The sequence below is a fragment of the Streptomyces sp. NPDC008150 genome (assembly GCF_042956945.1).
Taxonomy (GTDB): domain Bacteria; phylum Actinomycetota; class Actinomycetes; order Streptomycetales; family Streptomycetaceae; genus Streptomyces.
The window spans coordinates 197,733-211,502 of sequence record NZ_JBIBHJ010000002.1; the positions used below are offsets into that span (position 1 = coordinate 197,733).

Genomic DNA, 13,770 nt, shown 5'->3' on the forward strand with positions numbered 1-13,770 from the left:
AGTCATGTCCTTTGCTCACACGGCGCACATCCGCCGCTGGGCCCTGGTCGCGGGTGCCGTCGCCACCACCGGCGCTCTGCTGACCGCGTGTTCGGGCGGGAGCACCTCGTCGTCCTCCGCCGCCTCCGCGGACACCATCAACTACGCCCTGCCGGCGAACTTCACGCCCAACTGGATCCTGCCGGTCGGCACCTCCTCCCACCTGAACACCAACAACTCGTCGATATCGCAGGTTCTCTGGGAACCGCTCGTCGCCTACGACGGCTCCGCGGGCAAGGTGGGCTGGAACAAGAACAACTCCCTCGCCACGGACGCGAAGTTCGCCGCGGACAACAAGAGTGTCACGATCACCCTGGGCGACCGGCACTGGAGCGACGGCAAGCAAATCACCTCCCGCGACGTCGAGTTCTGGTTCAACCTCGTCAAGGCGAACAAGGCCGACTGGGCCAGCTACAGCCCCGGCAAGGCGCCCGACAACTGGACCTCGCTGAAGACGGTCGACGCCACCCACTTCACGATCACCTTCGACAAGGCGTACAACACGCAGTGGATGCTCGCCAACGAGCTGAGCATGATCCGCCCGATGCCGCAGCACGTGTGGGACAAGACCAGTGACTCCGGTGCCGTGTCCGACCTGGACCGCACCCCCGCGGGCGCCAAGAAGGTGTGGTCGTACCTCAACAACGCCGCGAAGAACATCTCCGGTTACGCCACCGACCCCCTGTGGAAGACCGTCAGCGGCCCGTACACCATCAAGTCGTTCACCACCTCCGGCAAGGTGGACCTGACGGCCAACGCCAAGTACGACGGCGGCGGTACGGCGCAGATCAAGAACGTGAACCTGCTGCCGTTCACCACGACCGACGCCGAGGAGAACGCGCTGCGCGCCGGCACGGTCGACTACGGCTACATCAACGCCACCGACCTCGGCCAGAAGTCCTCGTTCACCTCGCAGGGTTACGCGGTGAAGGAGTGGAGCGGCTGGGCGGTCACCTACATGCCCTACAACTTCAACAACCCCGCCATGGGCGCGGTGTTCAAGCAGCTCTACGCCCGCCAGGCGATCCAGATGTCGGTGGACCAGACCAGCCTGTCCAAGGTGGTCTTCAACGGCACCGCCGTCTCCACCTTCGGTCCGGTCCCGCAGGGGCAGAAGTCGTCGTTCGTCTCGACCGAACAGACCAGCGACCCCTACCCGTTCAGCACCGCCAAGGCCCGCAAGATGCTGACCGACCACGGCTGGAAGGAGCAGGGCGGCGTCATGGTCTGCAACGACGCCGGCAGCGGCGACGACCAGTGCGGCGCCGGCGTCGCCAAGGGCACCAAGTTCGAGATGCAGGTGCTCTCGCAGTCCGGCTCGACGGTCACCGACAACATGATGAGCGCGCTCCAGTCGTCCTTCGGCGACTCCGGCATCAAGTTCTCCGTGAAGTCCGCCCCGGTCAACACCGTTCTGTCGCAGGCCAGTCAGTGCAAGTCCGGCGACGCCGACTGCAAGTGGCAGCTCTCCTTCTTCGGCACCGCGGGCAGCTGGTACTTCCCCGCCTACCCGACCGGCGACTCCCTCTTCTCCACCGGCGGCGGCTCCAACTTCGGCAGCTACTCCAACTCCTCGGTGGACAAGCTGATCAGCGCGACCACGACCTCGTCGTCCTCCGAGGCGATGCAGAAGTACAGCGCCGCGCTGGCCAAGGACCTGCCCGTCGTGTGGCTGCCCGAGCCGGACTACCAGGTGTCCGTCATCAAGAACGGCCTCGGCGGCTTCGCCCAGGACTCCCTCGCCAACTTCCACCCGAACATGTGGAAGTGGACGAAGTGACACCCGCCGGCGACCGCCAGCAGTACTGAGCCGAAGCGACCGGATAACACATGAGCACACCCTCCTACCTCGTCCGACGGGTCCTCCAGGCCGTCGTGGTGATCGTCATCGTGACGATCGTGGTGTTCTGCCTGCTGCACGCCCTGCCCGGAGGTCCCGCCCGCGGGATCCTCGGCCCCCAGGCCACCGCACAGCAGATCACCCGCTTCAACCACGAACAGGGCCTCGACAAGCCGCTGCCCGAGCAGTACTTCATCTACCTGAAGCAACTGCTGCACGGCGACCTCGGCACCTCGTACACCCTCAACGCGCCCGTGTCCCAGCTCATCGGCGAACGGCTGCCCAAGACCCTGCTGCTGACCGTCCTCTCGGCGGTCGTCGGACTGGTCCTGGCCATCCCGCTCGGCATGTGGCAGGCGATGCGCCGCAACAAGCCGGTGGACTACGTCGTCACCACGCTGAGCTTCATCGCCTACTCCACGCCCGTGTACTTCCTCGGGCTCATCCTGGTGATGGTGTTCAGCCAGTGGCTGCCCTGGTTCCCGTCCCAGGCACCGCAGGGGGACACGCTCGCCCAGGTGTTGTCCGACCCGCAGGCCCTCGTACTGCCGGTGGCCGCCGGCGCCGCCTCCATGGTCGCCGTGTTCAGCCGCTACATGCGGGCGGCGACCCTGGAGAACCTCTCCGAGGACTACGTCAGGACCGCGCGGGCCGGAGGCTCCCGTGCCGGTTCCATCCTCCGGCGGCACGTGTTCCGCAACTCCCTGACCCCGGTGGTCGCGATGCTCGGCTACTACGTGCCGGTGCTCTTCGGCGGCGCCCTCGTGGTCGAGCAGCTCTTCAACTACCCCGGGATGGGGCTGCTGTTCTGGAACGCGGCCCAGTCCTCCGACTACCCGGTGCTGCTCGGCTGCGTCCTCGTCATCGCCGTCGCCACGGTGATCGGCACACTCCTCGCCGACGTCGTGCAGCGCGTCATCGACCCCCGAGTGAAGGCAGGCCGGTCATGAGCGCCGTCGTCCAGCCGGGCCTCCCCGGCACGGCCCCCGCCGTCCCCGAACCCTCCGGCACCCGGCTCGCCGTCCGCCGCTTCGTGCGCAACCGGCTCGCCGTCGTCGGACTCGGCGTGGTGGTCTTCTTCGTCCTGTTCTGCTTCGTGGGCCCGCTGCTGTACAGCACCGACCAGACCCACACCATGCTCCAGCAGGTCAACCTCTCCCCCGGCGGTTCGCACTGGCTCGGCACCGACGCCGTCGGCCACGACGAGCTGGGACGGCTGATGTACGGCGGCAAGGTGTCGCTGATCGTCGGCCTCGCCGCCGGTCTGCTCGCCACCGTGATCGGCACCCTCTGGGGCGCCACCGCCGGTTACGCGGGCGGCTGGATCGACGCGTTCATGATGCGCGTCGTCGACGCGGGCATCGCCATCCCGGCGCTGTTCATCCTGCTGGTGGTCTCCGCGATCACCACACCCGGCCTGCTCGGCCTGGTCGTCATCCTGGGCCTGGTCTCCTGGCTGGTGCCCTCGCGGCTGGTGCGCGCCGAGACGCTGACCCTGAAGAACCGCGACTACGTGCTGACCCTGCGCGCGATCGGCGGCACGCACGCCCGCGCCATCCTGCGGCACATCCTGCCCAACTCGGTCTCCACCGTCGTCGTCGCGGCCACCTTCCAGATCGCCGACGCCATCCTGCTGGTCGCCTACGTGTCCTACCTGGGCATGGGCGTGCAGTCGCCGCAGACCGACTGGGGCGGCATGCTCACCGCCGGTCTGACCGCCGCGTACTCCGGCTACTGGTGGCTGATCCTGCCGCCGGGCCTGGCCATCATCCTGGTGGTCTGGGCGTTCAACGCGATCGGGGACGGACTCCGCGACGCATTCGACGTGAGGGGACGCGGATGACCGCCGCCGCCCGGGGCACCGCCGACGCGGCGGGCCCGATTCTCGAACTCGACGACCTGGGCGTGGTGTTCACCACCGAGACCGGCGAAGTGCCCGCCGTACGGGGTGTGTCACTGCATGTCCGTGCCGGCGAGACGCTGGCCCTGGTCGGCGAGTCCGGTTCGGGCAAGTCCACGGTGGCGCTTGCCACCATGGGCCTGCTCGACCCCAACGCCCGTACCACCGGCCGGGCCCGCATCGCCGGCAACGACGTGGTCGGCACCCCGGAGGACGATCTCGCCGGGCTGCGCGGCCGCACCGTCTCTATGGTGTTCCAGGAACCCGCCACCGCCCTCGACCCGTTGACCCGCATCGGCCGGCAGATCGCGGAGGTGATCCGCAACCACCGCGAGGTCTCCGCCGCCGACGCCGCCGCCGAGGCGGTGTCCCTACTGCGCCGCGTCGGCATCCCCGACCCGGAGAAGCGGGCCTCCGCCTACCCGTTCCAGCTCTCCGGCGGCCAACGCCAGCGCGTCGTCATCGCGATGGCCATCGCCAACGACCCGGCGCTGCTCATCGCGGACGAGCCGACGACGGCCCTCGACGTGACCGTGCAGGCCGAGATCCTCGACCTGCTGCGCCGGCTCGCCGCCGAGACCGGCACCGGTGTCCTGCTCGTCACCCACAACATGGGGGTCGTCGCCGACTTCGCCGACCGGGTCGCCGTGATGTACCACGGCGAGATCGTGGAGACCGGGCCCGTCGAGGACGTCCTGCTGCGGCCCACCCACGACTACACCCGCCGACTGCTCGCCGCCGTACCGCAGTTGGAGGTCGCGCGGACGGCGGCCCCGGCCGCGGCCGTCGCGGCGCCGAGCGTCACGGCGTCCGCACCCGCGGACTCCGCGGCGGAGGCTCCCGTCGCCGAACTCCGGGACGTCTCGGTCGTGTTCGGCCGGGGAAGCGGTGCGGTCCGGGCACTGGACGGCGTCTCCTTCGCCGTGCGTCCGGGCGAGACGCTGGGGCTGGTGGGCGAGTCCGGCTCCGGCAAGTCCACCGCCGCCCGCGTCGCCCTCGGCCTGATCGCACCCACCTCGGGTTCGGTCACCCTCTTCGGCTCCGACCTCGCCCGCACCCGGGCCCGCGCACGCCGCGCCCTGCGGGCCGGCATCGGCGTCGTCCTCCAGGACCCGGTCGCCTCCCTCGACGCCCGGATGACGGTCGGCGAGTGCGTCGCCGAACCCCTGCGGGTGCACAACCGGAAGGTGTCCGCGCAGGAGCGTCAGCAGCGCGTCGCCGACGTCCTCGACCGGGTGCGGCTGCCCCGCGAGGTCGCCCGCCGCGCGCCGCGCGAGCTGTCCGGCGGCCAGCGCCAACGCGTCAGCCTGGCCCGCGCCCTCGTCCTGGAACCCCGGCTGCTCGTCGCCGACGAGCCCACCAGCGCGCTCGACGTGAGCGTGCAGGAGGCCGTCCTGGAGGTCGTCTCCGAACTCCAGGCGGAACTGGGCTTCGCCTGCCTCTTCGTCTCCCACGACCTCGCGGTCGTGCAGCAGTTCGCGCAGCGCGTCGTCGTGATGCGCGCGGGCCGCATCGAGGAACAGGGAGGCACCGGTACGACCCTGCTGCACCCCGAGACCGACTACACCCGCCGGCTGCTCGCCGCGGTGCCGGTGCCCGACCCGGTGGTCCAGCGCGGCCGCAGGGCCGAGCGCCTCGCCGTCCTCGCGGCCGGGCGGACGGAGGAACAGGCGTGAAGAACGACCGCCGGACGCTTTTCGCCGGTGTCGACATCGGGGGTACGACCACGCAAGTGGTGCTGTGCTCCGACGACTTGACCGTGCTCGACCGCGCGGAGGTGGCCACCCCGGCCGCCCGGGGCGGAACCGCCATGGTCGGCGCCGCCCTCGGCGCCCTCGCCCCCCTGCTCGCCCGGGTTCCCGGCCGCCTCGCCGCCGCGGGTGTCGGCGCCGCGGGTGTGGTCGACCCCGTGGGCGGCCGCATCCTGGTCGCCAGCGACTCCTTCCGCGACTGGGCCGGCTTCCCGGTCACCGACACCGTGACCGCCGCTCTCGGTGTGCCGGCCTTCCTCGACAACGACGTCAACGCCTTCCTCCACGGCGAGGTCTCCGGCGGCGCGGTCCGCGGCGAGACCGACGTCCTCGGCATGACCCTGGGCACCGGCGTCGGCGGCGCCCTGTGGACGGGCGGGGCGATCTTCGCGGGGCCGCACGGCGCGGCCGGCGAGATCGGGCACATCCCCGGCTTCGGCGACCTGCCCTGCTCCTGCGGAGGCCGGGGCCACCTGGAGACCCTGGCCGCCGGCCGCTCCCTCACCGCCCGCTACGCGGAGCGCACCGGCCGCCGGCTGACCGCCCGCGAGATCGCCGGGGCGGCGGAGCACGGCGACGAGGACGCGCTCGCCGTGTACCGCGCGGCGGGGGCGGGCATCGCCCGCGCGGTCGTGATGACGGCGGGTGTCGTCGACATCACCACGGTCGTCGTCGGCGGCGGCGTCAGCCGGGCCTGGCACCTGCTGGAACCCTTCATCCGGTCGGCGCTCGCCGCCGACCCGCCGGTCAGCGGCCACCCCGTCCGCCTCGTCCGGTCCGCCCTCGCGTCGGACGCGGTGCCCGTCGGCGCGGCGGCCCACGCCCGGCGCGGGACGACCGCGGTGGTCGGCGTCTGACGGACGGCGGCAGGGGCCCCGCACCGATGCCGGTGCGGGGCCCCTGTCGCTGCCGCTGCCGCTGCCGTGGGCCTCAGCTCCGCGCACGCGCCTTGTACGACTCCGGGTACTGCTGGGTCACCTTCACCGCGAGCACCAACAGGGCGATCGGAATGATCCAGTTGAACCAGTCGTCCTGCGACGGGTGGCGGACCGCCATCCACGTCGAGACCGCCAGCACGGCGAACACCACGCCCCAGAGCGTGGTCAGCACGCGGTTGATGTGCACGAACACGGGCGATTTCCACACCTCGCGCGGGACGGTCTCCCGGGCGTACTGCGCGGTGAACGGGTCGAACGCCAGCGACCCCAGCGCGACGACCGCCACCAGTCCGTACGAGATGACCTGCGCGTACGTCTCCAGCCAGCGGAGATCGCCCCGGTCGAGGAACAGGGCGAGGACGCAGAGGACCGCGAAGAAGACGATGGCCGTCACGTCCAGGACGCGGATCTTCCCGTGCAGCAGGTCCTCCCCGGACAGCACCACCGAGGCGATCAGCCCGGCGAGAGCCGCGTACTCCCAGGTGCTGGGGCTCGCGACGAACGAGAAGATGATCCACGGAAGGAACGAGAGGAAGACACCACCGGTGCGAACCGGCGGCTTTCTCGTCGGCGCCGGTGTCGCGGCCGCCGTCTGCTGTGCCATGGCCGTCCTCCTGTGGGTCGGCTGGTCGGCTCCCCCGACCATCGTCACTCCCGCGGCGCCCGCCCGCATGCGGGGGCCGGGCCCCGTGTACGCCTGCGGCGGACACGTGCTCGCGATAATGTCCCTGACATGTTTCAGCCCTGCCGGGTGTTCGGCAGGGCTGGTTCGCCATGGAAAAACGCAGGTCGAGGGGCCTGGACCCGGGGAGGGACCGCAGTGAGCTGGTACCTGGCAGTGCTCAGGAACTACGTCGGATTCGCAGGCCGCGCACGCCGCAGGGAGTACTGGATGTTCGTCCTCTTCAACATCCTCGCGGCCATCGTGCTGCCGGTCCTCGGCGTGACCGTGGCGATCCTGCTCCAGGCCGGCACCGCTCTCGAAGCGGTGATGATCCCCTACTCCCTGTACCTCCTCGCGACCGCGCTCCCGTCGCTGGCCGTGGCGTTCCGCAGACTCCACGACACGGGGCGCTCGGGCTGGTGGCTCCTCATCTCCTTCGTCCCGTTCGCCGGTGCCGTCACCCTGCTGGTCTTCCTGGCCAGTGAGGGCACGGCCGCGAGCAACGAGTACGGCCCGAGCCCCAAGCTCGGCCCCGCCGCGGCCTGAGCGGACCACCCCGACGGGCGGTCCGGCACCCCCGGGCCTCAACACCGGCGACCGGGCCGCTCGGGCCCGGCGGCCGACCCGATCACCTCCCGGAGGCTCCGCCCCATGACCGCCCGCCTGTACGTGTGTTCCGGTCTCGATCCCGACACCCCGGACACGGCGTTCGTCGTCCTGGTCGTCGATCCCGACGGCACACCCGCGGAGCGCGCCGTCGCCGCTCTCGGCTCGTACTGCTACGAGGGCGACGGAGCGGTCTACCTCGTCCGCACCGACGGCTGGGCCGAACGGTCGCTCCGTGACGGGTGGTTGACCGTCGACGTCGCCGTCCGTCCCGAAGCGCTGCGGCAGGTGGGCGTGGACCCGCTCGGCTTCCCCGGCCGTTCGGCGGTCGATCCGCAGGCCCTGCTGGTCCTGTCCGCCCGGACGACGGCCGACCCGGCGCCGTCCGCGCACCTCGCCGAGCCGACGGCCGTCTTCGTCGCCGGCCCCGGCGTCCCCCTCGACGACCTGGTCGACGCCGAGGACGAGTGGCCCATGGTGCTCGCGCCGCCGCCCGCCCGCACCTGAGCCGTCCCGTGCGGTAGCCGGTGACCTCGGGACGGAGGCCGGCGGACGCCGCTCAGCGCGAAGGGGGACGAGGGACCGGAAGGCCGACGAGGACCGCGTTCCCGGGCGTGCGTGGGGTCGCGGCGGCCGGGACGCGTTCCAGGACGCCGCCCGCGAACACGTCGTACAGGGGCAGCGTCTCCAGGTGGACGTAGCCGATGTGGCAGTCGCAGACGGTGAGCGGGCAGGGGCGGGGGCGGAGGGCGGTGCGGTAGGAGCCGTCGTAGAGGTTGCCCAGCGGAGTGGGTACGAAGTGGCAGCGGCGGACCGTGCCGTCGCCGTCCACCGAGACGACCGACTCGCCCGTGCGGCACGGCAGTCCGGCGCTGGCGTGCGGATGGCGGCTGTAGGGGAACAGCGGGTCGAGGCCGGTCCAGAGGTCGGCCTCGGCGTCCGTGTAGGTGTGCCCCTCGGCGGCGTTGATCCACAAGTAGACGTGCTCGGGCAGGTCGGCGCGCAACCGGCGGGCGGCGTCGAGGTGTTCGGGCAGTCCGACGACCCCGACGCTGAACCGGACGCCGCGCACGCTCAGTTCGCGGCACTTGGTGAGGAACCGCTCGTACGGCGTCTGGCCCGGGTGGTACGTGCACCACAGGGCGAGGGTGTCCGGGTCGGCCTCGGCCAGCCAGTCGGTGCGGCAGCTGAGATTGGTCTGGATCGCGACGCGGCGCACGTGCGGGAGCCGGGACAGGTCGGCGAGGGTGCGCCGGTACCAGGAGCGGACCAGGCCCTCGCCCCACGGGGTGAACAGGACGGCGAGGCGATCGTCGGTGCGCTCGGCCACCCAGGCCGCGAAGCGTTCCAACGCGGCCCGATCGGCCCGGAGTTGGGCTGTGGTGTCGCGCCGCTTCGCGAACGGGCAGTACGGGCAGTCGTAGTCGCAGGAGGCGAGCGGACCGCGGTAGAGGAGCGTCAGGTCCATGGCGGGGTGGTCACTTCCGCTCGTAGGCGGCCATGGCGGACCGCACGGCCGGTGAGAACAGCTCGGGACCGATCGCGTCCGAGTGGGCCAGGCCCTCGGGGGTCAGGCGCAGCACGAGGCCGTCGTCGGTGAGCCAGTCCCGGTCGGCGAACCTGGCGAGTTCGGGACCGAAGTGGTCGGCCGGCGCGGTGCCGAAGCGGGCCCGGTAGTCGGCGTGGGTCAGGCCGTCGGCCTGGAGGAGCGACTGCAGCAGGTGCCTGCGGCGTGCCTCGTCGGCGTCGACACGGCGGCCGATCTCCGCGCGCGCGAAGTCGTCGGCGGGGCGGGAGACGTAGTCGTCGACGATTCCGCGTATCTCGTGCATGTCCACGGCGTAGTCGAAGGAGTAGTGCAGGCCCGAGGTGTAGGAGCGGGCACCGCAGCCGAGGCCGATCATGCCGTCGGTCTGGCAGGCGTAGTCGTCCGCACCCTGCTGCGGGGCGTCCGCGCGCCGGAACATCCGCATCGACTGCTGGACGTAGCCCTGCGCGAGGAGGTGGTCGCGGCCGGCGCGGTACAGGCGCAGCCGCTGCTCGTCCCAGGCCGGGTCGGCGCCGGGCGCGGCGCGGCGGCCGAGGCCGGTCAGGGGGCGGACGTAGAGCGGGTAGAGGTAGAGCTCCTCGGGACGCCAGGCGAGGGCCGCGTCGAGGGAATGGCGCCAGGTGCGTTCCGTCTGGCCGTCGATGCCGTAGATCAGGTCGATGTTGAGGACGGGGATGCGTGCGTCGCGGACGCGGCTCAGCGCGCTCTCCACGTCCGCGCGGCGCTGCGGCCGTACGGCGGACCTGGCCTCGGTGTCGACGAAGCTCTGCACGCCGAGGCTGAGCCGGGTGGTACCGCGTTCGGCGAGCACCTGGAGGCGGTCGGCGGTGGCGGTGGCCGGGGACGCCTCGACGGACAGCGGAACGGCCCGCAGGTCGGCGCCCATGCGGTGCTCCGCGATGTCGCAGAGCCGGGTCAGCTCGGCCGCGGTGAGGAAGGTGGGGGTGCCGCCGCCGAAGGCCGCGGTGGCGAACCGGCCGCCGTCGCCGAGCGCCTCGCGCACCGCGCCCGCCTGCCGGTCGAGGGCGTCCAGGTAGGCGCCGGTGAGTCCCTCGGACGCCCCGATGCGGGTGAAGAGGTTGCAGAAGCCGCAGCGCACCTCGCAGAACGGTATGTGGAGGTAGAGGGAGAGCGCGTCCTTGGGCTCGTCCGCCCAGAGGTCGCGCAGGGCGGGGCGGTCCGGGAGGGGGCGGTAGGCGGTCTTGTGGGGGTAGGCGTAGACGTAGCTCTGGTACGGGCTCGCGGTGGTGCGGGCCGGGGGTGCGAGGGTCATCGGGCGGCCTCCGCCTGGTCCAGGAAGAAGTGGGCGTACGGAACGGTCCACACGGACGCGTGGCCCAGGCGGTGGCCGGTGTAGCCGTCGTCGCCGTAGGCCGTGCCGTGGTCGGAGCAGACGATCGCGAAGCAGGGCCGCCGGCTGCTCGTGGCGGCGAACAGACGCCCGATGTGCCGGTCGACGTATTCCAGGGCGGCTGCGTGCGTGGCCCTGCTGTCCCCAGCCTCGCGGGTGGCGCCGGGCAGGTGGAACCAGTTCGGCTGGTGCAGGGCGGACACGTTCACGAAGAGGAACAGCCTTTGTTCGTCGGGGAGTTCACGCACGACCTGTTCGGCACGGGCCACCTGGTTCTCGAAGGAGGCGGGTGAGGTGACACCGAACTCCGTCTCCCAGTGCGACTCGTGGAACAGGCCGGGCAGCACCGAGCCGAGCGGCCCCTGCTTGTTGAAGAAGCCCACTCCCCCGATGCAGACGGTGCGGTATCCGGCTCCGGCGAGGCCGGCGACGAGGTCGGGCGCGTCGTAGACGAAGGTGCCGTCGGCGGTGCTCTCACTGCCCGCGAAGCTCGCGGCGAACAGGCGGGGGTGCGGGCCCGGGGCGGCCGGGGTCGGCAGGAAGCCCGCGAACATCGCCTGGTGGGAGGCGTAGGTGAAGCTGCCGGGCGCATGCCGCTCCTCCCAGTGCCCGCCGGGGAGGTGGCGGCTCAGGTTCGGCAGGCGTCCTTCGGCGGCGAGTTCGACGGCGACGTCGTGGCGGAGCGTGTCCAGGGTGACGAGGAGGAGGTCGTGGCTGCCGACCACGTCGTTCATGTCCGGCGGGGACGTCGGTGCGGGCGGGGCCATGCGGGTTCCTTCTTCGGGCGGGGCGCCGGGGCGGTGCGGGACTCGCGGGTGCGTGTCGGTCGGCATCGGGTGCGTGTCGGTCGGTATCGGGTGTGGATCGGTATGCGGAGTCGGTCGGTGTGCGGTGGCGATCGGTGTGCGGGGTCGGTCGGTATGCGGTGTCGGGAGCGTGGGAAGCGGGGTGCGGTGGGTGTGCGCGGTCAGAGGCCGTGGTGCCGGTCGGGGCGCGGGCCCTGGTGGGCGGGGGCGAACCGCCGCAACGCCGCCGCCACTTGGGCCGCGTAGGTGTCCAGGCCCTCCGCTCCGCTGCCGGGCAGTCCGGTGAGGCGGGGCAGGAGGTCCCCGAAGGCGTTCACCTCGCCGACGGCGGCACGGCGCCAGCCGACGGCGGGCAGCAGGTCGACGCCGACGCAGAGGGTGCCCGGGAAGCACGCGGCGGCCCGCTCGCAGACTCCGAGCAGGTCGGCCCAGCGGGCGCCGGCTGACTCCACCGCGCGCCGGGCCAGGTCCAGGTCTCCCCGTCGACCGCCGAGGTGGAGATTGGTCAGCGGGGTGCGGCTGGTGCGGACGACCGCGTGGGTGGCCCTGCCGTCGATCACGACGACCCGCAGATCGGTGGCCCGCCCCTGCTGGGACGCCTTGGGCAGCCAGCGTTCCAGGTGCAGGCCGTCCGGGGCGAGGGCGTCGACGATCGCCGCGACGTCCTGCTCCCGTTCGTAGCGGCGCACCTTGAGGGAGTTGTGCAGCACCCCGTCCGCGGCGCGTTCCACGGAGGTGGTCGCCCTGATCCTGCCTCCCCCGCCCGACTCCACCGCCAGCACACCGGACGCGGACGAACCGTGAGCGGGCTTGACGAACAGCCGGGGCATACCGTGCTCCCGCATCAGCGCGCGTACGTCGTCCCAGCCCCGCACCCGGGCCGCCGCCGGCCCCGAGGTGGGCGAGGCCGGCACGGGCACCCCGGCCGCGTCGAGAACGGCGTGGCAACGGCGCTTGTCGAAGAGGACGGCGAGGTCGCCGGGGTCGTCGAGCCGTCGGCCACCGCTCAGTTCGCCCAGCGCCGCCGTCAGCCCCGCGTACCAGCGGGCCGAACCCTCGACCCGGGTGGCTTCCCCGTCGCCGCGCAGCAGCCGGTCGACCTCGGCGTTCTCGCCCGGGGAGTCCACCCGCACGATCTCCCGGGGGCCGAAGTCGGCCCCGCCGCCCTTCAGGACGTCGGCCCAGGCGACGACCCGGGGGGCGGGCAGACCGGCGGCACGGACGGCGTCCGCGAAGAGGGACACGCGCCGGTTCTCCGGGTTGCCGACGACGGCGAAACGCGGCACCTCCTCACTCACCGACGGACACGTAGCGCCAGACGGTGCCGTCGTCCCCCTCGTCCTCGTCCGCGTCGGAGCGGTCGAGATCGACCTCGACACCCGCTGCCTCCAGGGTCTGGCGGACACGCTCCTGGAGCGCATCGCTCAGGTAGTGGTGGTGCAGGTCGAGCTTCTTGAGATGGGTGAGGGGCTGCCCGGCGAGGAGCGCGGCGGCGCCCTCGTCCGTCAGCACACCCATCGACAGGTCGAGGACCTCCAGTTGGGCGACGACCGGCGCCGCGGCCACCGCGGCGGCGACCGCGTCCTGCATCTCGCTGTTCCGCAGGGCCAGTTGGCGCAGGCGCGGCAGCCGGGCCCCCGAGAGGACGCCCTCCAGGTCGGACACCTCGCTGTCGCCGCCGTAGTCCGGGGTGCCCAGCCACAGGTCGAGGTGCTCCAGCGCGGGCAGGTCGCTGGCGCCCACTCCCCGTACGACCGCCGCGGGGAGCCCGCCGGTCTCCATGGTGAGCCGGCGCAGGGAGGCGTGGCTCAGTCCGGAGAACTCCAGCCCCGTGCCGCCGCGCACGCCGAACACCTCCAGCCGCGGGAACGCGGCGAGGAGCGGGGTGACGTCGGACTGGTTGATCCAGGAGATCTCGCACTCCTCCATCACCATGTCCCCGACGAACAGGGCGCGCAGGGCCGGGAAGCGCTCCTTGGCACCGGTCAGCGCCTCGATCACCACGGAGGAACCGCTCTCGTAGGCGTCCTGCCACGCCCCGACGATCAGTGCCCGTACCCGGTGGGGGTCGACGGTCTCGCAGAACCGGGTGAACGCCACCTTCCAGTCCTCGTCCGCGTCGTACACGTCGCTGGTGATCCGCCAGGCGACCGCCTCGGCGTCGGGCAGGTCTGTCTGCGGGGCGTTGGGCCCCGGGAAGGTGTACGCGGGCAGCCCGTACAGCTCGTCGAGGTGGTCACCGATGGTCATGCGGCTGCTCCTGTGGCAAGTCGGATGTTCCGTGATGGTCGCAGTTCTACCAACCGGCGCCGACAACGCGGCGCCG

13 protein-coding genes are annotated in these 13,770 nt (G+C 72.0%); 7 read left to right on the plus strand and 6 right to left on the minus strand.

The window, feature by feature from the left end; translation table 11 throughout:
• Positions 1–4: 4 nt before the first annotated feature.
• Genes ACFZA0_RS06895 through ACFZA0_RS06915 form a run of 5 tightly spaced genes read left to right on the plus strand, consistent with a single transcriptional unit; the run spans position 5 to position 6,387 of the window.
• The gene (locus ACFZA0_RS06895) at positions 5–1,819 is read left to right on the plus strand and encodes an ABC transporter substrate-binding protein (RefSeq protein ID WP_391012548.1); all 1,815 of its coding nucleotides are present in this window, start codon (positions 5–7) and stop codon (positions 1,817–1,819) included.
• Positions 1,820–1,869: 50 nt separating this feature from the next.
• A complete protein-coding gene (locus ACFZA0_RS06900) occupies positions 1,870–2,829 on the plus strand; it encodes an ABC transporter permease subunit (RefSeq protein ID WP_391012551.1) in 960 nt (319 codons plus the stop codon).
• Positions 2,826–3,722: an ABC transporter permease subunit gene (locus ACFZA0_RS06905; protein ID WP_391012554.1), complete on the plus strand. Its 897-nt coding sequence runs from the start codon at positions 2,826–2,828 to the stop codon at positions 3,720–3,722. The genes ACFZA0_RS06900 and ACFZA0_RS06905 overlap by 4 nt, the downstream gene beginning before the upstream one ends.
• Complete coding sequence (locus ACFZA0_RS06910; protein ID WP_391012557.1) at positions 3,719–5,455, plus strand: dipeptide ABC transporter ATP-binding protein; 1,737 nt, start codon at positions 3,719–3,721, stop codon at positions 5,453–5,455. Before ACFZA0_RS06905 ends, ACFZA0_RS06910 begins: the two co-directional genes overlap by 4 nt.
• Positions 5,452–6,387: an ROK family protein gene (locus ACFZA0_RS06915; RefSeq protein ID WP_391012560.1), complete on the plus strand. Its 936-nt coding sequence runs from the start codon at positions 5,452–5,454 to the stop codon at positions 6,385–6,387. Before ACFZA0_RS06910 ends, ACFZA0_RS06915 begins: the two co-directional genes overlap by 4 nt.
• 73 nt (positions 6,388–6,460) lie before the next feature.
• On the opposite strand, the gene ACFZA0_RS06920 is transcribed toward ACFZA0_RS06915, so the two are convergent.
• A complete protein-coding gene (locus ACFZA0_RS06920) occupies positions 6,461–7,072 on the minus strand; it encodes a hypothetical protein (protein ID WP_391012562.1) in 612 nt (203 codons plus the stop codon).
• Between the two features lie 216 nt (positions 7,073–7,288).
• On the opposite strand from ACFZA0_RS06920, the gene ACFZA0_RS06925 reads away from it, so the two are divergent.
• Both ACFZA0_RS06925 and ACFZA0_RS06930 read left to right on the plus strand, forming a co-directional pair.
• Positions 7,289–7,678: a DUF805 domain-containing protein gene (locus tag ACFZA0_RS06925; RefSeq protein ID WP_391012565.1), complete on the plus strand. Its 390-nt coding sequence runs from the start codon at positions 7,289–7,291 to the stop codon at positions 7,676–7,678.
• Between the two features lie 105 nt (positions 7,679–7,783).
• A complete protein-coding gene (locus ACFZA0_RS06930; protein ID WP_391012568.1) occupies positions 7,784–8,245 on the plus strand; it encodes a hypothetical protein in 462 nt (153 codons plus the stop codon).
• Positions 8,246–8,297: 52 nt separating this feature from the next.
• Here the strand turns inward: ACFZA0_RS06930 and ACFZA0_RS06935 are convergent, their stop codons facing one another.
• From ACFZA0_RS06935 to ACFZA0_RS06955, 5 genes are all read right to left on the minus strand, one after another.
• On the minus strand, positions 8,298–9,206 hold the full coding sequence (locus ACFZA0_RS06935) for an STM4011 family radical SAM protein (RefSeq protein WP_391012571.1): 909 nt from the start codon (positions 9,204–9,206) through the stop codon (positions 8,298–8,300).
• 10 nt (positions 9,207–9,216) lie between these two features.
• Complete coding sequence (locus ACFZA0_RS06940; RefSeq protein ID WP_391012574.1) at positions 9,217–10,560, minus strand: STM4012 family radical SAM protein; 1,344 nt, start codon at positions 10,558–10,560, stop codon at positions 9,217–9,219.
• The gene (locus ACFZA0_RS06945; RefSeq protein ID WP_391013522.1) at positions 10,557–11,372 is read right to left on the minus strand and encodes an STM4013/SEN3800 family hydrolase; all 816 of its coding nucleotides are present in this window, start codon (positions 11,370–11,372) and stop codon (positions 10,557–10,559) included. Before ACFZA0_RS06945 ends, ACFZA0_RS06940 begins: the two co-directional genes overlap by 4 nt.
• Positions 11,373–11,605: 233 nt before the next feature.
• Positions 11,606–12,742, minus strand: a complete 1,137-nt coding sequence (locus ACFZA0_RS06950) for an STM4014 family protein (RefSeq protein WP_391012577.1) — start codon at positions 12,740–12,742, stop codon at positions 11,606–11,608.
• On the minus strand, positions 12,735–13,694 hold the full coding sequence (locus tag ACFZA0_RS06955) for an STM4015 family protein (RefSeq protein WP_391012579.1): 960 nt from the start codon (positions 13,692–13,694) through the stop codon (positions 12,735–12,737). The genes ACFZA0_RS06950 and ACFZA0_RS06955 overlap by 8 nt, the downstream gene beginning before the upstream one ends.
• Between the last annotated feature and the right edge of the window lie 76 nt (positions 13,695–13,770).